Origin of the sequence: Bradyrhizobium sp. 155, from assembly GCF_023101105.1 — a bacterium.
In the GTDB taxonomy this organism is placed as follows: Bacteria; Pseudomonadota; Alphaproteobacteria; order Rhizobiales; family Xanthobacteraceae; genus Bradyrhizobium; species Bradyrhizobium canariense_D.
The window spans coordinates 3,104,554-3,126,956 of the sequence record NZ_CP064704.1; the positions used below are offsets into that span (position 1 = coordinate 3,104,554).

General features: G+C 63.3%; 25 protein-coding genes. 9 read left to right on the forward strand and 16 right to left on the reverse strand.

The window, feature by feature from the left end:
• Positions 1-12: 12 nt before the first annotated feature.
• From IVA93_RS15055 to IVA93_RS15130, 16 genes are all read right to left on the reverse strand, one after another.
• The gene (locus IVA93_RS15055) at positions 13-1,047 is read right to left on the reverse strand and encodes a Gfo/Idh/MocA family protein (RefSeq protein WP_247335930.1); all 1,035 of its coding nucleotides are present in this window, start codon (positions 1,045-1,047) and stop codon (positions 13-15) included.
• Between the two features lie 3 nt (positions 1,048-1,050).
• Positions 1,051-2,256, reverse strand: a complete 1,206-nt coding sequence (locus IVA93_RS15060) for a class I SAM-dependent methyltransferase (protein WP_247370484.1) — start codon at positions 2,254-2,256, stop codon at positions 1,051-1,053.
• Positions 2,249-3,466 carry a class I SAM-dependent methyltransferase gene (locus IVA93_RS15065; protein ID WP_247335953.1) on the reverse strand — a complete coding sequence of 406 codons (1,218 nt, stop codon included), beginning with the start codon at positions 3,464-3,466 and terminating at the stop codon, positions 2,249-2,251. The genes IVA93_RS15060 and IVA93_RS15065 overlap by 8 nt, the downstream gene beginning before the upstream one ends.
• Entirely contained in the window at positions 3,459-4,079 is a 621-nt protein-coding gene (locus tag IVA93_RS15070) for a WbuC family cupin fold metalloprotein (protein WP_247335955.1), read from the reverse strand. Before IVA93_RS15070 ends, IVA93_RS15065 begins: the two co-directional genes overlap by 8 nt.
• Positions 4,057-4,722: a class I SAM-dependent methyltransferase gene (locus tag IVA93_RS15075; RefSeq protein WP_247335958.1), complete on the reverse strand. Its 666-nt coding sequence runs from the start codon at positions 4,720-4,722 to the stop codon at positions 4,057-4,059. Before IVA93_RS15075 ends, IVA93_RS15070 begins: the two co-directional genes overlap by 23 nt.
• 25 nt (positions 4,723-4,747) lie before the next feature.
• Positions 4,748-5,140: an LIC12192 family sporadic carbohydrate cluster protein gene (locus tag IVA93_RS15080; RefSeq protein ID WP_204511528.1), complete on the reverse strand. Its 393-nt coding sequence runs from the start codon at positions 5,138-5,140 to the stop codon at positions 4,748-4,750.
• Positions 5,133-5,939 carry a sporadic carbohydrate cluster 2OG-Fe(II) oxygenase gene (locus tag IVA93_RS15085; protein WP_247335962.1) on the reverse strand — a complete coding sequence of 269 codons (807 nt, stop codon included), beginning with the start codon at positions 5,937-5,939 and terminating at the stop codon, positions 5,133-5,135. Before IVA93_RS15085 ends, IVA93_RS15080 begins: the two co-directional genes overlap by 8 nt.
• Complete coding sequence (locus tag IVA93_RS15090; RefSeq protein WP_247335965.1) at positions 5,936-7,054, reverse strand: DegT/DnrJ/EryC1/StrS family aminotransferase; 1,119 nt, start codon at positions 7,052-7,054, stop codon at positions 5,936-5,938. Before IVA93_RS15090 ends, IVA93_RS15085 begins: the two co-directional genes overlap by 4 nt.
• Complete coding sequence (locus IVA93_RS15095; protein WP_247335969.1) at positions 7,044-8,150, reverse strand: DegT/DnrJ/EryC1/StrS family aminotransferase; 1,107 nt, start codon at positions 8,148-8,150, stop codon at positions 7,044-7,046. Before IVA93_RS15095 ends, IVA93_RS15090 begins: the two co-directional genes overlap by 11 nt.
• Before the next feature lie 8 nt (positions 8,151-8,158).
• Positions 8,159-9,118: a transketolase family protein gene (locus IVA93_RS15100; protein ID WP_247335988.1), complete on the reverse strand. Its 960-nt coding sequence runs from the start codon at positions 9,116-9,118 to the stop codon at positions 8,159-8,161.
• Positions 9,119-9,128: 10 nt separating this feature from the next.
• The gene (locus IVA93_RS15105; RefSeq protein WP_247335991.1) at positions 9,129-9,977 is read right to left on the reverse strand and encodes a transketolase; all 849 of its coding nucleotides are present in this window, start codon (positions 9,975-9,977) and stop codon (positions 9,129-9,131) included.
• The gene (locus IVA93_RS15110) at positions 9,974-10,969 is read right to left on the reverse strand and encodes a phosphotransferase (RefSeq protein ID WP_247336010.1); all 996 of its coding nucleotides are present in this window, start codon (positions 10,967-10,969) and stop codon (positions 9,974-9,976) included. Before IVA93_RS15110 ends, IVA93_RS15105 begins: the two co-directional genes overlap by 4 nt.
• Positions 10,970-10,998: 29 nt before the next feature.
• Positions 10,999-11,610: a hypothetical protein gene (locus IVA93_RS15115; protein ID WP_231190734.1), complete on the reverse strand. Its 612-nt coding sequence runs from the start codon at positions 11,608-11,610 to the stop codon at positions 10,999-11,001.
• A gap of 5 nt (positions 11,611-11,615) precedes the next feature.
• Complete coding sequence (locus IVA93_RS15120) at positions 11,616-12,617, reverse strand: NAD-dependent epimerase/dehydratase family protein (protein WP_247336013.1); 1,002 nt, start codon at positions 12,615-12,617, stop codon at positions 11,616-11,618.
• 27 nt (positions 12,618-12,644) lie between these two features.
• Positions 12,645-14,216, reverse strand: coding sequence for a PfkB family carbohydrate kinase (locus tag IVA93_RS15125; protein WP_247789842.1), 1,572 nt, complete (start codon positions 14,214-14,216; stop codon positions 12,645-12,647).
• A gap of 83 nt (positions 14,217-14,299) precedes the next feature.
• Positions 14,300-15,328, reverse strand: coding sequence for an SDR family oxidoreductase (locus tag IVA93_RS15130; protein ID WP_247336020.1), 1,029 nt, complete (start codon positions 15,326-15,328; stop codon positions 14,300-14,302).
• 161 nt (positions 15,329-15,489) lie between these two features.
• On the opposite strand from IVA93_RS15130, the gene IVA93_RS15135 reads away from it, so the two are divergent.
• The 9 genes from IVA93_RS15135 to rplL all read left to right on the forward strand — a co-directional run bounded on the left by IVA93_RS15135 (position 15,490) and on the right by rplL (position 22,367).
• Positions 15,490-16,077, forward strand: a complete 588-nt coding sequence (locus IVA93_RS15135; RefSeq protein WP_231190741.1) for an SIS domain-containing protein — start codon at positions 15,490-15,492, stop codon at positions 16,075-16,077.
• A 75-nt stretch (positions 16,078-16,152) separates the two neighbouring features.
• Positions 16,153-17,421: a class I SAM-dependent methyltransferase gene (locus tag IVA93_RS15140; protein WP_204511516.1), complete on the forward strand. Its 1,269-nt coding sequence runs from the start codon at positions 16,153-16,155 to the stop codon at positions 17,419-17,421.
• Positions 17,422-17,797: 376 nt separating this feature from the next.
• Positions 17,798-17,989, forward strand: a complete 192-nt coding sequence (gene secE / locus IVA93_RS15145; protein WP_007602984.1) for a preprotein translocase subunit SecE — start codon at positions 17,798-17,800, stop codon at positions 17,987-17,989.
• Positions 17,989-18,543 (forward strand): transcription termination/antitermination protein NusG, encoded by a 555-nt coding sequence (gene nusG / locus IVA93_RS15150; RefSeq protein ID WP_007602985.1) that lies wholly within the window; start codon positions 17,989-17,991, stop codon positions 18,541-18,543. Before secE ends, nusG begins: the two co-directional genes overlap by 1 nt.
• A 130-nt stretch (positions 18,544-18,673) precedes the next feature.
• On the forward strand, positions 18,674-19,102 hold the full coding sequence (rplK, locus tag IVA93_RS15155; protein ID WP_018456444.1) for a 50S ribosomal protein L11: 429 nt from the start codon (positions 18,674-18,676) through the stop codon (positions 19,100-19,102).
• Between the two features lie 6 nt (positions 19,103-19,108).
• Positions 19,109-19,801, forward strand: a complete 693-nt coding sequence (rplA, locus tag IVA93_RS15160) for a 50S ribosomal protein L1 (RefSeq protein WP_007602988.1) — start codon at positions 19,109-19,111, stop codon at positions 19,799-19,801.
• A 90-nt stretch (positions 19,802-19,891) separates the two neighbouring features.
• Positions 19,892-20,839, forward strand: coding sequence for a 2-hydroxyacid dehydrogenase (locus IVA93_RS15165; RefSeq protein WP_247370495.1), 948 nt, complete (start codon positions 19,892-19,894; stop codon positions 20,837-20,839).
• 577 nt (positions 20,840-21,416) lie between these two features.
• Positions 21,417-21,935: a 50S ribosomal protein L10 gene (rplJ, locus tag IVA93_RS15170; protein ID WP_027567495.1), complete on the forward strand. Its 519-nt coding sequence runs from the start codon at positions 21,417-21,419 to the stop codon at positions 21,933-21,935.
• Between the two features lie 54 nt (positions 21,936-21,989).
• On the forward strand, positions 21,990-22,367 hold the full coding sequence (rplL, locus tag IVA93_RS15175) for a 50S ribosomal protein L7/L12 (protein WP_007602994.1): 378 nt from the start codon (positions 21,990-21,992) through the stop codon (positions 22,365-22,367).
• The last annotated feature ends 36 nt before the right edge of the window (positions 22,368-22,403 follow it).

The following is a 22,403-nucleotide window of genomic DNA, read 5'->3' on the forward strand; positions in this document are numbered from 1 at the left end:
AGGGCGTGAAGCCTAGCCGCTGACCTGCCGTTGCCAGATCGCCTCAGCAAGGGCGATATCGGCCACGGAATCTGCGCCGGACGCCAGCGGCGTCCTCTGTTCCACGATATCGGCGATGAATGCATCGGCCTGACGCCGAAACGCCCAACTCCTTCCGCGCGACAATCGCGTGCGTTGTCCTTGCTGATCGAGGATGACCTCCGTCTCCTGCTCGGCAAAAGGCGGGGGCAATTCGATGGTCAGCGCGCCCCGCTCGAACGCGATGCTCAGCCCCTCGCGCCAGACGCCTTCGGACCCATTGGCGAGTTGCAGCGCGCAGGCGACGCCGTCGAAATCGAGTTTCACGGTCGCCGCGCCCGAGCTCTCGATGGTGCTTTCGGCGACTGCCGGCGACGATCCGAGCAAATAGCGCGCGAGATTGATGATGTGGCTGAACACGTTCAGAAAATTGTCGTAGCCCGGTCGCATCGCGCCCGGCATCCAGTCGGGGCCGTCCTGCCAGAGCTCGAGCCCGTCCGGCCGCACTTCGCCGGTCATGACGAAATTGTCCTGCGACCGGCCAGTGCTGCCGCCGAAGCACCAGCCTCGCGCGCCGACAATGCGTCCAAGCGACTGATCCGCTCGTAGGCGCGCCAACTCGGCCATCGCGCGCGCCACTCCGGCATCGTGACGCTTCATGTAGCCGATGCTGTAGACGAGGTTGTGCCGCCGCGCCGCCTCGGCCAGCGAAACGGCCTGAGCCGCGGTGTAGGCCATCGGCTTTTCCGACAGCACGTCGCGGCCGCTGTTCAACGCATCCAGCACGATCGGGCCGGTGGCGCGGCGCTTCGTCACCACGACGACGGCCGACACCTCGCTATCCGCCAGCATTTCCCGGTGCGTGCGGTAGACCCGCGCGATGTCGAATTTTTGCGCCGCTGCGGCGGCGAGATCAGGCCGCAGATCTGCGATCGCGACAACGCGGCAGGCGGGGTTGGCGGCGAAATTGGCGAGGTGGCACATCTGGCCGACCATGCCCGTTCCGATGATGCCAATGCCTGGCCTCACTTGCTAGGACCCCTCGAAGCGTTTCCGGATGACGAGAAAATGCGCCGGCTGTCCCCAGGTGTTGATGAACGCCTGGTCGGACTGGGTGAGGGCCGTGACTGTGGACACGTCCCGTCGCCCGATCGCGAGAAAGATGCGATGGAAGCTGTCGAGGGTCGCGACGATGGCGTCGATGTCGGACGCATCGTCGGCAAGGATGTCTGTGTCCGGTATCGTCTCGCGCAGTGACGCGAGGCTCGCGATCGCACGGGGCAGGCCGTCGCCGAAGGGATCGTCGATCATCGCATCGACATCGACAACCAATGTCTCGATCGAAGCCGAGATCGCCTCGACCGCTTCGGTCTTCCCGGCCAGATAGAGCTTCCGTCCGCCGAGAAAGCTCAGACGGCTGCGGCCGAGGTGGCGCGTCGCGCGCCGCAGCTTCTCGTCGTCGGAGAGGACCTTCTTGTGCCAGTAGACGTCCAGGCCGTCGCGATAGGCGGGCCACGCCGAATGGATATCGAATCCCTGCTCATGCGCCGCCGTGCACAAGGCTCCCGCCTCGAGGAAGTAGCGGTGCCGGACGAAAGGATTTTCGAGCACGTCCATCAGCCAGGATTCAAAGCTGCGCGTGTGCGGAATGCTGCTCCATTTTGCGTCGAACAGCAGCTTCGCCGTTTCGAGGCCGGGACGGCCCGTCAGTGCCTTGCCCGCCGCATGAATCGCCTTGAGCGCGAGCTCGAAGAAGCCGCCGTAGCGCTCGTAGTAGGAAACGACGACGTAACCGTCTGGATTGAGCAGCCGGTGAAAGATGCCGAGCCAATTTTCAGCCGGCTGGACCGTGTAGATGAATCCTTCGGCATCGATAATGTCGAAACGACGATCGCTGCGAAATCCTTCGACATCGAACGATACGAGTTCGCGGAGACGTTGGGCCTGGTTGAAATGGGCGAAGTAAGCCTGGATCTTCGCGTGCGCATGCCGGTTCGGCTCGGCGAGCGCCATGTTTGCGCCCCAGCCCGCGAACACCAGCGCGTTCTCGCCGGAATCGGGGCCGAATTCGAGCACGTCGGCGTCGCGGAACAACCGCGGCGGCAGCACCAGCTTGTCCGAAAACAACTCGCGCCGCAGGCCGGCATAGGCTTCGAGTTCGGCGGCGGATTTGAAATTCCCGAACGTCGGCAGGACGTCCTGACGTTCGTAATAGTTGAAGAGCTTGTCCTCAGCCATGCCGCGACCCTGCGGCCGCATCGAGGCGATCGAGCTCGCTCCAGATGTCGGAGGGCGCGAAGATCGAAACGATGTGGAGCGGACGCTTCACGTTTTCGCGCAGCCGGCTGCCGACCTTGTCTTCGTTCTCCTGGTTCACGGCCAGAAGACAGACGAGCGGACCCGACTTGCCGGCGAGGTCCTCCGGCGGACGGATCGGAATCCCGGTGCCGGGCAGGAACAGACCCTGGCGCTCCTTCTGGTCGTCGACCGAGAGGTCGACGAGATCAGCGAGTTCATGGGCATTGGTGAAGGTGCAGGCGCGGCAGCCGGCGCCGTAGATGGCAATCTCGGCGCCGTTGGCGCGGGCGTTGGCGAGGATCCGGCGAAGACGCGCGCCGTACTCCCTGGCGCGCCGACCGAATTTCTCGCCGACGCCGGACGGCGCGGGCGGGCCCGTCACCCCGCGCGCGGCGCGTCGCGCTGCGATCGCGAGGCTGCCGCCGCTGAAATTGTATTTCTTCACTGAAACCGCCTCGAAGCCGTGGCGCGCCAGCAGCGCGAGCAGCGTCGGCTCGGTGAAGTAGCTGACGTGCTCCTCCCACAGGACCGAAAGGTCGCCTGCCGTCGAGCCGGGCTCGAAATCAGGCACGTCGATGAACAGCAGCCCGTCGTCGCGCAGCGCGATTTTCACGCAGTCGAAAAAGTTCTCGAAATCGACGATGTGCTCCAGTACCTGGCGCGAGACGACGAGGTCGAACTTGCCGGCCTCTGCGACCGCGTCATGACACAGCGACGGGCTGATCATGTCGGCATAGACCTTGATGCCACGCTCGCGGGCGATCTTGCCCGATACCGGGTTGGGCTCGACGCCCACCAAAACCTTCGCACCGCGTTCGCGAAGCCTGTCCATGAACAGGCCGTCATTGCATCCGATCTCGAACACGGATTGATGGCTCGAGAATTTGGCGATCGTGTCGAGTTCGTCGACCTGGTGCGGCTCCGGCTTCCAGCTGCTGAAATTGTAGTTGAACTGCCGGTAGAGAATGTCGGGATCGATCGGCTTGACGATCTGCGGCAGGCCGCACTCGCCGCAGGCGAACACCTCGAACGGATACCGTTCCTCCTGCTCGCTCCGGCTATGCCGAAGCCGATGTGCAATCGGCATCTGTCCAAGGTCGATGACCGGGCGCAAATGGGTCGAATGGCAGAGGCGGCAATGATCAGTCATCGGTAGGAACCTCTGCTGGAATAGCTCGTGAAGCATGGCGATGGGCCAGATGCTCCGCGGCGAGCGCACCAATCTTCGTGACGTAGTCCTGGACTAAGGCCACGTCGCTGCCGTCAGGCGCCCAGTCGGGGAATGCCGTGCGGGAGGGGTCGAACGGACCGGCGGTGGTTTCGTGAAACACCAGCCATTCCGAAGTGATCAGGATCGAGTGAAACACCTGCTCGGGCATCCGATAGTAGCAGAGCGCGCCCCGACCGTACGGTGCCATCTCGAGCACGTCGCGAATGCGGCCGTCGTCCTCGAAGATCACGACCTGCGCAGTGCCCTCGATCAGGTGAAACGACTCAGGTTTGTCAAAATGCTTGTGAGGCCGCACATAGGCTTCGCGGTGATGCACGATCAGCATCTCGTGCAGGTCGGACGAGGGATCGGGATGCGTGCACAGCCGGCTGCGCAGACGCGGATTGCCTGCGGCGATGCGCTTCAGCTCGGCGATCGTTGCGTCGTCCGCCGTAACGATGGCGTCGTCCGAATAATACACTTCGGGATTTTGCGCCCGCAACGAGGTCGAGCGGCGCAGGCCCGTTGCTTCATTCGAAGAAGATGAACCCATGGTCGCCCCGATAGCCGCATTTGTCGTAGATCCAGGCCCAGGTTTCCGGACCGTGGAAACTCAGGCAGGTGAGCTGCCAGTAGAGCAGGTTCGCCTTCTCGCGCTCGTCGCGGAACGATTCCACCATCAGATATTTCGAGGCGCCGCGTCCAACGCGCTCGATCTCCGACACGGCGCGGAAGACGTCCTCGAGCGGAAGATTATGAAGCATGCCGAGCGACACCACGAGATCGAAGCTGTGGTCGGGGTAGGGAAGCTCGACGGCGCTGCCGACCTTCAATTGCGGTCGCACCTCCTCCTTGGCGTTGGTGATGCCATAGTCGGAGATGTCGATGCCAGCGATGGTGAGGCCGGGGACGAGCTGGGTGAATTCGTAGAGCAGATAGCCCTTGCCGCAGCCGACATCGAGCACGCTCATCCCGGGCTTGATGCCATAGCGGTCGATCAGCGTCTGGGCGAGCGGCCGCCAGCGTCCGTCGTAGCTATAACCGCCATAGCCATAGCGGCGGTCGCCGTCCCAGTAGTCGCGTCCCCATTGCCGCGCGACAGTGGCAGATTCCGCCTTGTCGTGCTCGACGACCCGCTGAACGTAGTTCCGCTTGGTCGATGCGTGCATCGGCTGGAGCAGGTTGATCTCGGTCATTGTCCTCAACCGGTCCGCTGCATCGTCACAGGATGGTCGCGAATTTGTTGACGAGCAGGATGTCCTCGACGGCCTGGATGTTGTCGCGCGAGGACAGCGTGATCTCCTCGACGGCCGCGTGCAGATCGCAGCCCTCGCTCAGCACGCGGTCATAGATCTGCCGCCGCCTAGCCTCGTCGGGCGGCAGCATGAAGATGCTGTAGAGAATCAGGCCGCGCAATCGCGGCAGCTCGTCCAGGATGTCCTCGAGCACCATGTAGCTGCCTGGCATGGTGTGCTCGGCGGCGCTCAGCAGATAATGCAGGTTCTTCCGCCGCGCATAGTCGCGGATCACGATGTTCTGGACGTGCTGGGGGGTGCGGCTGCCGTTCAGCGGCCGGGCGCCGATATAGCCGCGGTGGCCGGCTCGCTCAGCCATGGAAGCCTCCAGGCAGCTTGTACTGCATGCCGACGCGTGTCGCCGGACGCAGCAGGATCGGTTCAAAGAATTCGCCGAATCGCTTGTCCGCATAGGGCGACATGATGCTCTTGAAGCGGCAGTTCATGCTCCAGCGCGAGCCGGCTTCCTCGTTGATGCGATTGCCGTGCATTAGGGTCTGGTTGAACAGCATCACGTGACCGTAGGGAATCTCGATGAAGGTCGCGTGCGGCTTGATGGTCTGGTAGAGTTCCTCGGCGCTGCGCAGGCTGGCCATCCGGTCCTGCATGTCACCGTCCAGGGATGGCGGCAGCAGATACATCGATTTGGTGCGGTGGACGTCGACCAGCGGCACCCACACCACGACCTCGAATGGCGAGTCGCCCGACCAGACGTCGGAATGGGTGGCGAGGAGCGACGAATCGTCTCCGGGCAGCTGGATGCTGAGATTGACGCGGCGCTGCATGCAGAGCTCATTGCCGACGATGGTCTCGATCGTCGAGCGCGCCAGACGGAAATAGGTCGGCCGGAACCAGGGCTCGGCGTTGAGGCCGTTGAAGACGTGCAGCCGCAGACCGTTGAGATCATCGACGCTCACCCGCGTGTGGATGGTGTCGAGCATCGCATAGGGGTCGTTGCCGTGTGGCAACTTCAGATAATCCGCCGCGAGCTCGGCGGCGCGCCGCTGGATCCGGTCGAGCCCGGCGCGATCGTCGGCCGGCGTGGTGACGAATCCGTCGTCGATGAAGCGTTGCGCCAGTGCCTGCTCATCGGCCCCGAGGAAAGCCGTGTCCGTCATGCAAAATACTCCCGGGCGGTCGCGCAAACATAGCTGATATCCGACGCAGAGAGGAACTGGTTGATGGGAAGCGTGAGGATCTGATCCGCCTGCCGCTCGGTCACCGGGAACGCGCCGCGACCTTGACCCAGATGCGCCGCCGCCTCCTGGAGATGGATCGGTACCGGATAGTGGATCGCGGTCTCGATGCCCTTGTCGGCAAGATATTTCTGGAGGTCGTCGCGACGGTCCGTCTGCACGACGAAGGTATGGAAGGTGTTGAACTCGATGTTGCGGCAAACCGGGATGAACAGGGGAAGGCCGGCGAGCTCGGCGCGGTATTGCGCGGCGTTGCGGCGCCGGCGTTCGATGACAGAGGGCAGGTGACGCAAGCGAATGCGAAGCACCTCGGCCTGGACCGTGTCGAGGCGTGACACGATGCCCCATTCCTGAACGTCGCTGCGATTGATCAGACCGTGATTGCGCAGGCGGCGAATTCTCGCGGCAAGCTCGGCGTCGGCGGTGACGACGAAGCCGGCGTCGCCCGCGGCATTGAGGTTCTTCAGCGGGTGGGCGGAGAAGCAGCCGAACGTTCCGATGGTTCCGCTCATCCGGCCGTCATAGGTCGAGCCGACGGCCTGCGCGCTGTCCTCGATCACCGCGAGAGCGTGCTTGGCCGCGATCGCCATCAGCGGGTTCATGTCCGCCATGCGCCCGGTCAGGTGCACCGGCATGATCGCCCTGGTGCGCGAAGTGACGGCGGCCTCGACTGCGGCGGGATCGATATTCTGATCCGGCAGCACGTCCGCAAACACAGGTGTGGCGCCGACGGCGATGATGGCCGCGGTCGATGCCACGAACGAATTCGGCGGAGCGATCACCTCGTCCCCGGGACCGATGTTGAGCGCCCTCAAGGACAGGATCAGCGCATCGGTGCCGGAATTCAGCGTCACCACATGCGGCGCGCCGAGATAGGTGGCGAGCTCCTCTTCGAGCTTCGCAACGGCCGCGCCGCCGATGAAGTCGCCGCGCCGGAACACGGCCTCGACTGCGTGCATGATCTCAACGCGCTCTTCCTCAAATTGCGCGGGAAGATTGACGTAACCGATGCGTCGGCGGCCGGTGTCAGCGTCCATTGCAGAACTTCCGAACGATCTCGATGACGCGGTCCTGCTGCGCCCGTGTCAGATGCTGGTCGACGGGGAAGCTGATGACTTCCCGGGCATGGCGGTCGGTGACCGGGAAGGTGCCCGGCGCGTAGCCGAGATGCTTGAGACCTTCCTGCTGGTACAACGGGATGGGATAGTGGATCTTCGCTTCAATGCCGTTGTCCAGACAGTATTTGTAGAGCTCGTCGCGACGCTCGGCGAACACCATGTAGAGATGGTAGACGTGCTTCACGTTAGGCCGGCGCGGCGGAATGCGCAGGCCGGGCAGGCCGGCAAGGCCCGAATCGTAATAGGCCGCGTTCTCGATCCGACGGCGCGTGATCTCGCTGGTCTGGCCGATCAGCCAGTTGCCGACGACCGCCTGGAGGGAATCGAGCCGCGAATTGCAGCCGAGGATCGCGATCTCGTCGCGATTCCTCATGCCGTGGTTGCGGATCAGGCGAAGTCGCTCGTTCATTCCGTCGTCGTTGGTGACGACGACGCCGGCATCGCCCCAGACGTTGAGGTTCTTGAGCGGATGCAGGGAGAAGCCGGCCGCGATACCGTGGGTGCCGGACCGTTTTCCCGCGAACTCCGACAGGATGCCTTGGCAGGAATCCTCGACGACGGGAATGTTGTGACGCTGGGCGATCGCCATCAGCTTGCCCATGTCGGTGACTTCGCCGGTCAACTGAACCGGCATGATCGCCTTGGTCTTCTCCGTGATCGCGGCTTCGACGTAGTCGACGTTCATGCAGAAGGAGTCGTCGCAGTCGACCAGCACCGGGGTCGCGCCGGTCTCGGCGATGGCGCCAACGGTGGCGATGAAAGTGTTGGCGGCCGTGATGACCTCGTCGCCATGGCCGATGCCGAGCGCCTTGAGCGGCAGCTTGAGCGCATCGGTGCCCGATCCGACGCCGATGGCGTGACGCACGCCGATCAGCTCGGCAAAGCGCCGTTCGAATTCGGCGACCGGCTTGCCCAGGGTGAAGTCACCCGTCGCCACCAGTCGGCCGATTTCGGCCAGGATCGGTGCCGGGTCGGAGAATTGCTCGAGCAGATAGGAATATCGAACGTCGTGCATGGGACCCGTCAGGTGGAATGAAGTTGCGGAGAGGAGGTGAGCGAGGCGACGAGCGCGCGCTCGATCGAGGTCGCAATGGCATCGGCGGAAAGTCCGTGCTTCTTCAGCAGCGAGTCCTGCGATCCGTAATTGTGCATGAACCGGTCCGGCAGCGACAACCGCAGCATCGCGGGCAGGCCAGAGCCGAGCTTGTCGATCAGCGCCTCCGCGACCGCGCCGCCGAGGCCACCGGAGGGCACGTGCTCCTCCAGCGTCGCTACCAGCCTGGTGCCCCGGATCGCTTGCAGCAGCGCCTCGCTGTCGAGCGGCTTGACGGTGTGCATGTGCAGGATGCCGGCGCGAATGCCCTGCGCCGCCAGCAGATCTGCCGCAGCGAGCGCGCGCTGGAGCATGATGCCTGTCGTGACCATGACGACGTCGCCAGGGGGCCGCATCAGGATGGCCTTGCCGATCTCGAAGCCGTGCTCGGCCTTCGAGACCACGGCGTCACCGCCTTTGCCGAGCCGGATGTAGATCGGCCCGGTCCAGTCGAGCGTTTGCTCCATCAGCCGCGCCGCCTCGTCGGCGTCGCAGGGGCAGACCACCGTCATGTTCGGCAGCGCCCGCATGATGGCGATGTCCTCGATCGCCTGGTGGGTGGGGCCGAGCGGCGCGTAGACGAGCCCGCCGCCATTGGCGATCAGCCGCACCGGCAGATTGTGCAGGCACAGATCGACGGCGACCTGCTCGTAGCAGCGGCGGGTGAGGAATGTGGCGATGGTGTTGACGTAGGGCACGAAGCCTTCCATCGCGAGACCGGCCGACATGCCGATGATGTGCGCTTCCGAAATGCCTTCGATCAGATGGCGCTTGGGAAACTCCTTGCTCATCGCGCGCAAGGTGCCCGCGCCGGGATCGGAGCCGATGTAGAGCACACGCTCGTCGCGCGTGGCGAGCTTGTGGACCATGTTCATCGCGGTGTTGCGCATGAGGAGCCGATCAAAAATCGCCGACCGCGACGCGGATGGCGTCGAGCTCGCTGTCGGTCAACTTGTTCTTGTGATGCCAATTGGCGTTGGATTCCGCGGCCGGCAGACCCTTGCCCTTGACGGTATGGCAGATGATCGCGGTGGGTTTTCCCGGAACGGCCGGGACCTGCTTCAAGACGGTGCGCAGGGCCCCGACGTCGTGGCCGTTGAGCTCCTGGACGGCAAAGCCGAAGCTGCGCCATTTGTCGGCGAGCGGCTCCAGCGGCAGGACGTAATCGGTGGGCCCGTAGCTCTGCAGCTTGTTGTAGTCGATCAGCGCGACCAGATTGTCGAGCCCGTGCTTGGCCGCGCCCATGGCAGCTTCCCAAACCGATCCCTCGTTGATCTCGCCGTCGCCAAGCAGGACGAAGGTGCGGTAGGTGCGCTCGCGCATGCGCGCGGCGAGCGCGAGGCCGACACCGATCGACAGACCATGCCCGAGAGCGCCGGTCGAGGCCTCGACCCCCGGCACCATTCCGTATTCGGGATGTCCGCCCAAAATGCTGTCGGGGCCGCAGAAGCCGTCCAGCTCCGACAGCGGAAAGAATCCGCGATCGGCCAACAGCGCATAGAGCGCCAGGCAGCCGTGTCCCTTGCTGAGGATCGCGCGGTCGCGGGCCGGATCGCGCGGGTTGTTCGGGTCGATCCGCAGCACGTCGTCGTAGAGCACGCGGACCATCTCGATCAGCGACAATGCCGGTCCGACATGTCCGCGTCCCGCGGAGCGGACAGAACCCAAGACCAGGCGGCGCAAATAAAGGCTGCGCTCATCCAGCGTGCAGGTGAGGGCGGCTTCAGCGTGGGGTGAGATTTGGGTCACTTCGGTAAATCGGTTAGCCGAATCGTCTGGTGAAGCCGGCGGGCCTTGTCGAGCTGACCGGCGAGGCGGATCGTAACATCGCCACCTTGCGCAGCCATTGCGCGCCGGGAGCGGCTGTCCGGCAAATAGGCGTTCAGGACAATCAGGCACCAGATTCCCTTGAACACAGGATACAGTACGTCACGTCGGATCGCAAACGCATCATCGCTCGCCTCGAAGGCGCGCGACAGCCGTTCGATCAAGCGATTCGCGCTTGCTTCCGGCAGGTCGCTGCCGGGGTGAATGGCGGTGTCGGACACGAGCTTGACCGGATCGTCCCAGCCGAAATATTCGAAGTCGATGAATCGCAAGCGCCCGTCTTCGGCGCGCAACGCGTTGTGCAGTCCGAAATCGGACGGACTCAGCGCGCGATGGGTGGGCGCGAGGTCCGCCGTGGGATCCCTGCCCAGTTCCGCGTAGCGCCGGCGGAGCTGCCGAATCGCGACGGCCGTGCTGGGAACTAGGCTGCCTTCGATAAACGCACGCAGGTCGGGATGATCATCCGAGGCCCGCCTCAGTGCGTCCAGGCGCTGCTCGTACTGGGTGATGGCCGCCTCGGGCGAGAAGATGCTGGCTGAGGCGTTGCGCAGATTCTGCGCGCCTTCGGCGTCGCGCAACTTCTGGAGCTCGATGAGGAAATCGGCGAGCTGATCGGCATCGTCGTCTTGAGGGCGCAGCACCGCCGCCTCGCCGTCGAACCATTGGTACAGCGCGCAGAACGCATGTGCATCCTTCGCGACTGGCTGCGGTGTCGACGTGATGCCATGGCGCGCCAGGAACGAGAGCGCATCATACTCCTGTCCCAGGCGATCGCGTCCGTCGGACGGGTAATGCTTGAGGGCGAGGGGCGGTCCGTTCGCCATCTCCAGCCGAAACACCCTGTTGTTGCCGCCGGATCGTGCCGGCTGGGCGGACGCAACACGCGCACCGGCCAGGCGGCTGCCGATCGCCATCGCATCCGGCGCGGTGATGTCGGTCTCGCTCATGCCGCAAACACCTCGCGGCGGATATCGGCCCATGTCGCGATTGGCTTGCAGTGTTCGGGGTGGGGCGGCTGCGACTGCGTGAACAGGATCGATCGCGTGGCCTTCGGAAAATGCGGTTGCTCGAAGACGTCGATGAGGTCATCGATGAAGACGTCGAGCTTCAGGCTCACGAGCCTCTCGACCTTGGCGGGCAGTGTGTCCTCGAAATAGACATCGTCGATAGCCAGCGCCGCATCCGCAGCGTCGACCAGGTTGGCTCTCCGCAGCCAACTGCGCGCGGCGTCACGCAGATCGGTGCGGTCGGGGTCCTGATGACCGAATCGGGTCTTGTGGCTGACGATGCAGACCTTCGAGCCGGCCTGCTTGCACGTCGCCAGGAATTCCCGCACTCCTGGATAGATTTCGGCGCCGCCAATTCCCTTGCCGTAGACGAAGCCTTGCAGTCCTTGCCAGGCGAGCTCGCCGCCCGCGCGGGACCGGAGATGATCCCGTAGGTCGGTCTTCAGCCCCTCCCAGCCTTCCGGCACCAGCCCATGCTGACGTGCGACGGTGGCAAAGACCTTGTCGTAGCAGATGATCGTGTTGTCGAAATCGATGCCGATCCGCACGCCGCTCACTTCAGGCTGATGTTCTGCATCATCTTGATGTTGAAGTACCGGGGGTCGTTGAGCGAGTTCGGCAGGCGACCGCCCTTGAAGGCGTTGACGAGGCCGGACACGGCCTGCTCGATCGTGTGGGTCGGCGCAAAGCCGAGCTCGCGGCGGATCTTCTTCGAAGAGACGTGGTAGGAGCGGAGATCGTCGGTCGGCTCGACGACGACGTCGACATTGCTGCCGACCACTGACTTAACGATGTCGGCGATCTTCATCAGCGAGTGGTTCTCGTAGCCGATATTGTAGGTCTTGCCGTCGATCTTCGCGTCATCCTGCTGGAGCAGGAACAGATAGGCGGCTGACATGTCCTCGATGTGCAAATTAGGCCGGCGCTGCGTTCCACCGAACACGCGAATGCGGCCGGTGTTGACCGCGAGATTTGTCAGGATGTTGACGACGACGTCGAGCCGCTGCCGCGGTGCGTAGCCGCAGACGGTGGCGGGACGAACCGTGCAGGTGACGAAACCGGACGCGGCCTCGTCGGCAAGGTCGGTCTCGCACATCGCCTTGAACTTCGAGTAGTCCGTGAGCGGCTCGCAGGACAAGTCCTCGGTCACCTCGGCCTCGTCCTTGATGCCGTAGACGCTGGACGAGGAGGCATAGATGAAGCGCTTGATGCCCGCCTTCTTGGCGGCGCGCACCATCGGCCGGAAGCAGTCGTAGTTAATGGATTTGCCGAGCCCCGGGTCCAGCTCGAACGACGGATCGTTGGAGATGCAGGCAAGGTGGATCACGGCGTTGTTGCCGCGCAGGGCCTCGTTGATCGCGGCCTCGTCACGGATGTCACCCTTGATCAGGCGCAAATCGGGATTGTTGCGGATGGCATCGAACACATCCTCGCCATACATGAACAGGTCGAGCACGGTGACCTTGTGGCCCGCAGCGAGCAATTGGGGAACCAGCACGCTGCCGACATAGCCGGCACCCCCGGTGACCATCACATTCCATTTTTGACCAATCACTGTCGTTCTCCAGTATCTGCCGTCGCGCTACTTCAGCAAGGCCGTGACGAACTTGACCAGCGGCACCTTTTCGACCGAGCTGCGGTGGCCGACGATCCCGACCTTGATCGCGCCGGCCGCGTTGCCGATGAAGGCGACGTCCTCGATATTGCCGCCGGCGGCGACCAGCGGCGCGGTGATCGTCAGGAAGGCGTCGCCCGCGCCGACAGTGTCCACGACGGTCTTGGTGAAGGCGGGGACGCGCGTGACGCCCGTTTTCGACGAGAAGGGGTAACAGCCGAAGGAGCCGTGCGTGATGATCATGTTGTCGCAGTCGATCTTGCCGTGCAGGCCGGCCTCGATCACGGACGCGATGTCGCTGAACTTGTCGGTTGCAGCCAGACGCGCCTCCGGCGCATCGATGCAGATGTAGTCCGCCCGCGGATACCTCGTGATCAGGTTGTAGCCGTGATTGCCACTGTTGCTCTGGGCATTGACCGCAAGGAACTTGGAGTTGGCGATCAGGGTGTCGATCGTGCTCGACGCGATCATGCCGTGACCGAAATCGGTGGCGATGACTACGTCCGCGCCACGCACGCGCTCCGTCGTGATACGGTCGATCTCCTTCCGATCGGCCTCGTCGAGCGGCGTATCGTCCATGGTGTAGACTTCGAACAGCTTGTGCAGATATCCCAGCTCGACGTACCGCGATTTGCGGGTCGTCGGACGGCTCGGAAGGCGGATCGGCGTAAACGTGACATTCGGGCGGACATGCGCACGAATGAACTCTTCGGGGTAGTCGTTGCCGCCCAGCGTCGTGACGACTTCCACCGATTTACAGAAGCTCGCGACATGGTTGGCCGCGGCGATGACGCCGCCGGCAAATTGCTCGCCGCTCTTGAAGAGCGTGGCGACGATGTTTTCCTTCGATGCCTTTCCGAGCGCCGTGACGTACTGGTATTCGTCGATGATGGTGTCGCCGACCAGCACGACGTGCATGTCCTGCACCTTGTCGATGAGCTTCAGCAGGCGATCGGCGCCGCCACCTTCACGGACCTTTTGCAGGTAGTCGCGGAGTGGCGGATCGTAGATGTCGACATACCGGTTCACCAGCGACGAGGAGCTGAAGGTCACGTCGCGCGTGAACACGATGCGTCCGCCGTGACGCTCGACGGCGTCGCGCTCGGTCCGGATCTTGCCGGTTACGTCGTCTTCGGGGTTTTCGTAGTCGGACCCCTTCACATAGATGTCCGGCCGCACCGTATCCAGGATCGGCTCGGCGCTGGAGGTGTGATTGATGCCGACCCAATCGACGTTCGCGAGCGAGGCCAGCATCTCGGCCCGCATGTTTTCGGGGAAGATCGGCCGACCCGGTCCCTTGTTGACGTAACGGTCGGCGGTGATCGTCACCATGACGACGTCGCCCTCGTTGCGCGCCGCCTGGATGTGCCTGATATGGCCGAGATGCACGAGGTCGAAGACTCCGTGGCAGAGTGCAACCTTCCGGCCCCGCGCTTGCGCGGACCGCGCGATCTCGCCCAGTTCCTCGATTGTCTTGATCTTTTCGTGCGTCGCCAGTTGGTCGTTCAACGCGGGATTGCCGGTCGGAATAGTGCCCATGTGAATAACCCAAAGCGCCAGCCGGCCTCAGCCGGGCGGCCCGGAATTGATCGATTCGCGGCAACAATACCCGGCGAGCCTGTTCACTGGCTTGCCTTCTGCGGCGCGCCGGACGCCGCGTCGTTGTTGTCCCCGAGATATTTGAACCAGTCCTTCGTGGCGTCCGCGATCTTGTCCACCGTCCACAGGGGAGCGTCCTTGTACTGATCCATCGACTTCAGCATCGTCGCGACCCCATCCTCAAATTTTACCTTCGGCGTCCATTTCAGGATCCGCTTGATCTTGGTGATGTCGGCATAGGTGCAATCGGGCTCGCCGGGGCGCTTGGGAATGTGGACCTTGTCGCCGCCGAGAAGCTCGACCAGCCGGTTGACGCTGTAGGTGTTGTCTGAGCCGACGTTGAAAATCTCGTTCGAGACGTCGGAGCGCGCGGCGGTCACGAAAGCGTCGGCGACATCGCTGACGAAGGTGAAGTCGCGGGTCTGCTCGCCGTCGCCGACCACCGTGAAGGGCTTGCCGGCGAGCTTCTGCGCCATGAACACGCCGAACACGGCGCCGTAGGTGCCCGTGGTGCGGTGGCGGGGCCCGTACACGTTGAACAGGCGCAGCGCGACCGCGGGCAGCTTGTAGACCTGGCACCAGTGCATGACGCACTGCTCGCCGAGATTCTTGGTGAGGGCATAGGGATACATCGGCCGGATCTCGGCGCTCTCCGGCGTCGGATAGACGTCGGGAATTCCGTAGCAGGACGACGACGCGGCATAAACGAAGCGGCTGACGCCCGCCTGCCGTGCAGCCTCGAGAACGTGGACCGTGCCATCGACATTGGCGCGGTGATACGGGATCGGGGACTCGATCGAGGGAACGATGTCGGCCAGCGCTGCGAGATGGAATACCCAGTCGATGCCGTCGAAATGCGGCTTGATCGATTCGAGTTCGGTGACGTCGGCCCGCACGATCTTCAGTCGATCAGAATCGACGCGCGAGGCCAGATTTTCGGGGCGTCCGATCACAAAATTATCGAGCGCGACGACCTCGTGGCCATCGTCGAGGAGGCGGTCGACGAGGTGACTGCCGATGAAGCCGGCGCCGCCAGTAACGATGCACTTCATAGGAACATCCGTGATGCGAATGCCCAGCGAAACAGGCCCGCCAATGTTGAGTGTAAGGTGGAAACCGAATCGGCTGCGGTCAACTTCGAAGGTAATATACCTTTGCAAATGCTGGTGATAGCCGGTATCAGGGCGTCATGTCGCCGTCGAGCTGCCAACCTATGCCTGTGGAGCACATCGATCCCGATCACAAGGCTTTCCTCGACGATTATGTGAGGCGCCTCCATCACGCGACGGCAATTGACGACGGGGTTTTCGCCAGGATTTCCGACACCCGCACGGCCTGGTTGCGTGCGCGCGAGCAGGGCGGCCGCGTCATCTTCATCGGCAATGGAGGTTCGGCCGGCATTGCTTCCCATCTCGCAATCGATCTGGCGAAGAACGCATCGGTGCCGGCACTCTGCTTCAGCGATGCCAGCATGATGTCGTGCCTTGCCAATGATTACGGCTTCGAGGACTGGCTTGCGCATGCTGTGAGGCTGAGCGCCCGCTCCGGCGATTGCCTAGTCGCGATCAGCTCGTCGGGACGCTCGAAGAACATTCTCAAGGCGGTCGCGCAGGCGCGGACGATGAAGCTCGATGTGATCACGCTGTCGGGCATGAACGCGGAGAATCCGCTGCGCAATCTCGGCGACGTCAATTATTACGTCGACAGTCGCAGCTACAATATTGTCGAGACCACGCATCAGTTCTGGATGATGGCCGCGATCGACCTCATCATCGGTCGCGCGGAATATCCGGCGTCCTGAGGCGGTGTCGTCGATCTGATCACCACGTGGTGAGATACCTCACCCGCTCGCATGTCTCCGTTTTACGGTCCTACGATGAAAAACTTGTTTTACGTCCGCCATACCTGCCGCCTCTGTCATTCGGACAAGCAAGAGCTTGTCGTCCCGATGGCAGGCATGCCCATCGGCACGCCGAACTTCCAGGTGCCGGATGCAAGCGTCGAGGATCCCGTCTTTCGGGCCGCGGTGCCGATGGCGCTGCACCTGTGCGCGGACTGCGGCCACCTGCAGATTCTCCACGTCGGCAATCCAGAGATCCAGTATCGCAACTACGTTTATACCACCTCGCTCTCGCTTGGCCTGCGGGAGCACTTCGCGGGCTATGCCAACGACGTCGTCAGCCGATTCGCCATCGCGCCGGGCTCGCTGGTCGTCGAGCTCGGCAGCAACGACGGATCGCTGCTCGGTTTCTTCAAAGAGCGCGGCATGCGGGTGCTGGGTGTCGATCCCGCCGTCGACATCGCACGGCGTGCGACGGAAGCGGGAATCGAAACCATCGGCGATTTCTTCACCGATGCCATCGGTCGCCGCATCCTGCAAAGCCACGGCGCGGCCAGCGTCGTGATCGCCAACAACATGATCGCCAATGTCGACAATCTCGATCCGCTGGTGATCGGGGTTCGCGACGTGCTTGCGCCGGACGGGCTGTTCGTTTTCGAAACGCAATATGGCGTCGACGTCACCGAGAAGAACCTTCTCGATACCGTCTATCACGAGCATCTGTCATATTTTAACATCAAGCCGCTGACGCGCTTCTTCGCGCGGCTCGGCATGGAAGTGATCGACGTCCAGCACATCGAGACCAAGGGCGGCTCGATCCGGGTGACGGTGCAGCGTGCCGGCGGCGCGAAGAAGCCGTCCGCGGAGGTGGCACGCTTCATTGCCGAGGAAGACCGGCTCGGCGTCGATCAGCCGGCCTACTATGTGCCCTATGCGAAGAGAATCGCCGCCATTCGCGACGAGTTGGTCGCGATGGCCGACGCCGCCCATGCGCGCGGCCAGCTCGTGGCCGGCTACGGCGTCTCGGTCGGGACCACGACGCTGCTGCCGCAGTTCGGCCTGGAGAACAAGATCGACTTCCTGGTGGACGACGACCCCAACAAGGGGAACGTGATGGCCGGCCCCGGGTACGACATCCCGATCCTGCCGCCCGCCGCCCTTTACGAGCGCAAGCCGGCGTTCGTCGTCGTCTTCGCCTGGCGCTATGTGGATCCGATCCGGGCCAAGCATGCCGGCTATTTCGCCGAGGGCGGAAAGTTCGTTGTGCCGCTGCCGGGTATTTCGACGATCGATCGGGCCGACTGACCTTGAGGGGGCGCCAAAGGGGCTGCAGGTGAGGGGGCCCCCGGCGGTGTCGTTCTCCGTGGAACCGGCTGAGGTGCTGGGGCGGCGCTTTGCAGGCGGCAGATAAGCCCTTGATCGGCCTGATCTCTAATCGGTCGCCCGCGGAGGTCGGTTTACTCGCGCGGGCCCTCTCTATCTTGACCTTTGGTCCCATCCGCAGTAGATACCGCGCACTCGCAGCCGGCCCGTTAGACGCGGATCTCCGGCGCGGCTTTGAAATCCCCGAACAATCGAGCCCGATTTCCGGCTCATCCTTCGACAGAGGGCTGGGCCAACGGCGGCTGTTCGGATCCCTGAAATTCATTCGCGTCTGTCGACGGACGTTGGACATCAAACGATGGCAGTCAGCCCGTTCAAGTTCTTGCAGGAAGTCCGCTCGGAGACCGCCAAGGTCACTTGGCCGACCCGCCGCGAGACCACGATCACCACCATCATGGTGTTCGTGATGGTCGCCGTGGCCTCGATCTTCTTCTTCGCCGCCGACCAGATCATCCGCGTCCTCATCACCTTCCTTCTGGGCATTCACTGATGGCAACAGCAACGGCTCAATTGTCTGACAAGCGCTGGTACATCGTCCACGCCTATTCGAACTTCGAGAAGAAGGTCGCCGAATCGATCCGCGAGCAGGCCAAGCAGCGCGGGCTTGAGGAGTTGTTCGAACTGGTGCTGGTTCCGACCGAGAAGGTCACGGAAGTGCGCCGCGGCCGCAAGATCGACGCCGAGCGCAAGTTCTTCCCGGGCTACGTGCTGGTGAAGATGAAGCTGACCGACGAGGCGTTTCATCTGATCAAGAACACGCCGAAGGTGACCGGCTTCCTCGGCGCGGAAAACAAGCCGATGCCGATCTCGGAAGCCGAGGCCATGCGCATTCTGCACCAGGTGCAGGAGGGCGTGGAACGGCCGAAGGCGTCGGTGTCGTTCGAGATCGGCGAGAACGTGCGCGTGGCCGATGGCCCGTTTGCCTCGTTCTCGGGTGTGGTCGAGGAAATCGACGAGGCGCGCTCGCGCGTGAAGGTCGCGGTGTCGATCTTCGGCCGCGCCACGCCGGTCGAACTGGAATTCGGTCAGGTCGAGAAGGTCTGATCGGGTAGGCGTGAGGCTTCGGTCTCGCGCAACAAGAGGCCGTGGGAGGGAGAGGGCGGTTGCCAGCCGCATCCGACCCAGACCACGAACCTGAAACCGCCGGCCCAGGCCGGCCCAACAGGAGTGATACATGGCAAAGAAAGTGACCGGATACCTGAAGCTTCAGGTCCCGGCCGGTGCGGCGAATCCTTCGCCCCCGATCGGTCCCGCGCTCGGTCAGCGCGGTCTCAACATCATGGAGTTCTGCAAGGCGTTCAACGCCCAGACCCAGAAGGAAGAGAAAAACACCCCGATTCCCGTCGTGATTACGATCTACGCCGATCGTTCGTTCACGTTCGAGATGAAGACGCCGCCGATGTCCTTCTTCCTCAAGCAGGCTGCCAAGATCCAGTCCGGCTCCAAGGCGCCGGGCCGTGACAAGGCGGGTGCGGTGACCAAGGCCCAGGTGCGCGAGATCGCCGAGAAGAAGATGAAGGATCTCAATTGCGATTCCATCGAAGCGGCCATGAAGATGGTCGAGGGCTCTGCCCGCTCGATGGGTCTGGAAGTGGCAGGGTAAGCGGTCATGGCAATCGGAAAACGTTTGAACAAAGCCCGCGAAGGTATTGATCGCGAAAAGCTTTACCCGCTCGCAGACGCCATCAAGATGGTCAAGGAACGCGCGAAAGCGAAGTTCGACGAGACCATCGAGGTCGCGATCAATCTCGGCGTCGATCCGCGTCACGCCGACCAGATGGTCCGCGGCGTTGTGACCCTGCCGAACGGCACCGGCCGTACGCTCCGCGTCGGCGTGTTCGCCCGCGGCGCCAAGGCCGACGAGGCCAAGGCTGCCGGAGCCGACGTCGTCGGCGCCGAGGACCTGGTCGAGAAGGTGCAGAACGGCACGATCGATTTCGATCGTTGTATTGCGACCCCCGACATGATGCCGCTGGTCGGTCGTCTCGGTAAGGTGCTGGGCCCGCGCGGCCTGATGCCGAACCCGAAGATCGGCACCGTGACCATGGACGTCACCGGCGCCGTGAAGGGCGCCAAGGGCGGCTCGGTCGAGTTCCGCGTCGAGAAGGCCGGCATCCTGCAGGCTGGCGTCGGCAAGGCCTCGTTCACCGAGGAAAAACTGGTCGAAAACATCAAGGCCTTGGCTGACGCTGTCTCCAAGGCCAAGCCGGCCGGTTCCAAGGGCACCTACATCCAGCGCGTTGCGGTGTCCTCGTCGATGGGCCCCGGCGTGAAGGTCGAGCCGGGCACCATTCTCGGCTAAGGTTTGCAAATGACATGAGGCGAGGGGCGGAATTGGGCAACCGATTCCGCCCCTCGTCGTTTGTGACGGCGTTCACCGGAAACAAGAACAATGACTGACAAGGTCCTGATCTACTCGCGCTTTCCCAAGACGATGATGGCGCGCTTCGCCGAGCGGTTCGAACTGCTCGACACCGGCGGCAAGCCGGCGCGGGAGATGTTTTCGGCCGACGCGCTCGGCGATATCCGTGCAGTGCTCACCGCCGGCGGCACGCCGCTGGGCGCGGAGGCGATGGACCTATTTCCCAAGCTCGGTGCCATCGTCTGCTACGGCACCGGCTATGACGGTGTTGACCTGAAGGCCGCTGTTGCCCGCAATATTGCGGTCGGACATAGCCCGGGTGCCAATGCGGCCTCCGTCGCCGACATCGCGATGACCCTGATGCTCGCGGCGACGCGGCGAATCCTGGTGGCCGACCAGTACGTCCGAAGCGGCGATTGGGCCGCGTCAAAGCCCTCGCCGATGATGCGCCCGCAGGCCGGGATGCCGGGCCGCCGCATCGGCGTCTACGGCATGGGCGAGATCGGCCGCAAGATCGCAGCGCGCTGCGCGTCCTTCGAGAGCGAGATCGGCTATTTCAGCCGCAGCAGGTACGATCTGCCCTATCAATATTTCCCGACCTTGGAGGCGCTGGCCGACTGGTGCAGCGTGCTGATGATCGCGGTCCGGGCAGGAGCCGAGACCCAGCATGCCGTCAGCGCCGATATCCTCAAGCGCCTCGGGGCGGACGGCTATGTCGTCAACATCTCCCGCGGCTCGGTGATCGATGAGAAAGCCCTGGTGCTGGCGCTCACGGAGAAGACCATCGCCGGAGCCGGTCTCGATGTCTATGACAAGGAACCGCACGCTCCTGACGCGCTGACGGCACTGCCCAACGTCGTGTTCTCCCCCCATATTGGCGGCCACACCCTGGAATCGCACGTCGCCATGCAGAACTGCGTGCTGGCGAACCTGACCGCGTTTTTCGAGGGCAAGAAGTTGCCTTACGCGGTCAAATGAGCGGAAACCGGCCCTTTTCGGCCATGGTTAAGCGCGAGCGGCAACGGATTGGAACTGGTGTGAATTTTGCTCTTGGCAAGCAGGCCCCGAGCGGTTAAAGAACCGCTTCCGGACGTGCCGGCCTCGGCTGGCGCGTTCGTGCACGCATTCCGAAAACAAGCGATGGAGATCATTCCTTTTCAGGGCGTCCGTGAGGATTTGCTGGAAAGGGAGGGAAAACCGTCGGGTGTGGGGTGCGGGCAGAGGTCGGGCGGTTCGCCGGCTGACCTTGTCCTGTCCAAGACTGCAGGCGCCCGCGGGGAATTCCGATTTCTCAACGGCTTAATCGCATGGCCTGCATAGACGGGTGAAGACCGGATTTCACTTCGTGGCCACCTTAGGGTCGGTTGCGGAATGGGTTTGGTTCGGACCTCGACACGCCGTGGGCTCTAACGGGCTCTCGGAGGGCAGGCTTTGAATTGTCGTCTTGCCCGGCGTGTCCGATGGGTTTGGCCCTGAGGTTCAGGTTTGGGCGGGACGATGGGTGCAACCCGGCGGTCCCGCTTTCGCGATGACCGCCAACCGGAAAGAGCTTGCTGTGGAACGAGCGGCAAAAAAGGAAGCGGTCGAACAGCTCAATGGGGTCTTCAAGACCACGAGCGTCGCGGTCGTTGCCCAATATTCCGGCCTGACCGTTGCCCAGATGCAGAAGCTGCGCTCGCAGATGAAGCAGGCTGGCGCCTCGGTGAAGGTCTCGAAGAACCGTCTCGCCAAAATTGCTCTTGAAGGCACTGACGTCGTTGCCATCGGCCCCATGCTGAAGGGACCGACCGTGATCGCCACCTCGGACGATCCGGTAGCGGCGCCAAAGGTCGCCGTCGAATTCGCCAAGGCGAACGAAAAGTTCGTCATCATTGGTGGCTCGATGGGAACGACCGTCCTGAATGTCGACGGCGTGAAGGCTCTTGCCTCGCTGCCGTCGCTTGACGAACTGCGCGCCAAGATCGTCGGCCTGCTTGTGGCCCCGGCGACCAAGATCGCTCAGCTCGCCAACGCGCCCGCGGGCAAGCTCGCGCGCGTCATCCAGGCTTATGCCTCAAAGGGCGAAGCGGCCTGACGCCCTTCGCAAAACTCAAACCCGAACCAGACTTACATTCAAGGAAACTGAACAATGGCTGACCTGCAGAAGATCGTCGACGACCTCTCGAGCCTCACCGTGCTCGAAGCTGCCGAACTCGCGAAGCTCCTCGAAGAGAAGTGGGGCGTTTCGGCTGCCGCGGCTGTCGCCGTGGCTGGCCCGGCTGGTGGTGGCGCCGCCGCCGCTCCGGCCGAAGAGAAGACCGAGTTCACGGTCGTTCTTGCCGCCGCCGGCGACAAGAAGATCGAGGTCATCAAGGAAGTCCGCGCCATCACCGGCCTGGGCCTGAAGGAAGCAAAGGACCTCGTCGAGGGCGCGCCGAAGCCTGTCAAGGAAGGCGTGAACAAGGACGAAGCCGAGAAGCTCAAGGCCCAGCTCGAGAAGGCTGGCGCGAAGGTCGAGCTCAAGTAAGCAGCGCTTACTGGCACGAGATCCCGGTCAGCATCA

What these genes read in the sequence shown, in the direction of transcription:
- IVA93_RS15060 (WP_247370484.1), bottom strand. Translation starts at nt 2,256, where the DNA reads ATGGCTGAGGACAAGCTCTTCAACTATTACGAACGTCAGGACGTCCTG.
- IVA93_RS15065 (WP_247335953.1), bottom strand. Translation starts at nt 3,466, where the DNA reads ATGACTGATCATTGCCGCCTCTGCCATTCGACCCATTTGCGCCCGGTC.
- IVA93_RS15070 (WP_247335955.1), bottom strand. Translation starts at nt 4,079, where the DNA reads ATGGGTTCATCTTCTTCGAATGAAGCAACGGGCCTGCGCCGCTCGACC.
- IVA93_RS15075 (WP_247335958.1), bottom strand. Translation starts at nt 4,722, where the DNA reads ATGACCGAGATCAACCTGCTCCAGCCGATGCACGCATCGACCAAGCGG.
- IVA93_RS15080 (WP_204511528.1), bottom strand. Translation starts at nt 5,140, where the DNA reads ATGGCTGAGCGAGCCGGCCACCGCGGCTATATCGGCGCCCGGCCGCTG.
- IVA93_RS15085 (WP_247335962.1), bottom strand. Translation starts at nt 5,939, where the DNA reads ATGACGGACACGGCTTTCCTCGGGGCCGATGAGCAGGCACTGGCGCAA.
- IVA93_RS15090 (WP_247335965.1), bottom strand. Translation starts at nt 7,054, where the DNA reads ATGGACGCTGACACCGGCCGCCGACGCATCGGTTACGTCAATCTTCCC.
- IVA93_RS15095 (WP_247335969.1), bottom strand. Translation starts at nt 8,150, where the DNA reads ATGCACGACGTTCGATATTCCTATCTGCTCGAGCAATTCTCCGACCCG.
- IVA93_RS15100 (WP_247335988.1), bottom strand. Translation starts at nt 9,118, where the DNA reads ATGCGCAACACCGCGATGAACATGGTCCACAAGCTCGCCACGCGCGAC.
- IVA93_RS15110 (WP_247336010.1), bottom strand. Translation starts at nt 10,969, where the DNA reads ATGGCGATCGGCAGCCGCCTGGCCGGTGCGCGTGTTGCGTCCGCCCAG.
- IVA93_RS15125 (WP_247789842.1), bottom strand. Translation starts at nt 14,216, where the DNA reads ATGGGCACTATTCCGACCGGCAATCCCGCGTTGAACGACCAACTGGCG.
- IVA93_RS15130 (WP_247336020.1), bottom strand. Translation starts at nt 15,328, where the DNA reads ATGAAGTGCATCGTTACTGGCGGCGCCGGCTTCATCGGCAGTCACCTC.
- IVA93_RS15135 (WP_231190741.1), top strand. Translation starts at nt 15,490, where the DNA reads ATGCCTGTGGAGCACATCGATCCCGATCACAAGGCTTTCCTCGACGAT.
- IVA93_RS15140 (WP_204511516.1), top strand. Translation starts at nt 16,153, where the DNA reads ATGAAAAACTTGTTTTACGTCCGCCATACCTGCCGCCTCTGTCATTCG.
- secE (WP_007602984.1), top strand. Translation starts at nt 17,798, where the DNA reads ATGGCAGTCAGCCCGTTCAAGTTCTTGCAGGAAGTCCGCTCGGAGACC.
- nusG (WP_007602985.1), top strand. Translation starts at nt 17,989, where the DNA reads ATGGCAACAGCAACGGCTCAATTGTCTGACAAGCGCTGGTACATCGTC.
- rplK (WP_018456444.1), top strand. Translation starts at nt 18,674, where the DNA reads ATGGCAAAGAAAGTGACCGGATACCTGAAGCTTCAGGTCCCGGCCGGT.
- rplA (WP_007602988.1), top strand. Translation starts at nt 19,109, where the DNA reads ATGGCAATCGGAAAACGTTTGAACAAAGCCCGCGAAGGTATTGATCGC.
- IVA93_RS15165 (WP_247370495.1), top strand. Translation starts at nt 19,892, where the DNA reads ATGACTGACAAGGTCCTGATCTACTCGCGCTTTCCCAAGACGATGATG.
- rplL (WP_007602994.1), top strand. Translation starts at nt 21,990, where the DNA reads ATGGCTGACCTGCAGAAGATCGTCGACGACCTCTCGAGCCTCACCGTG.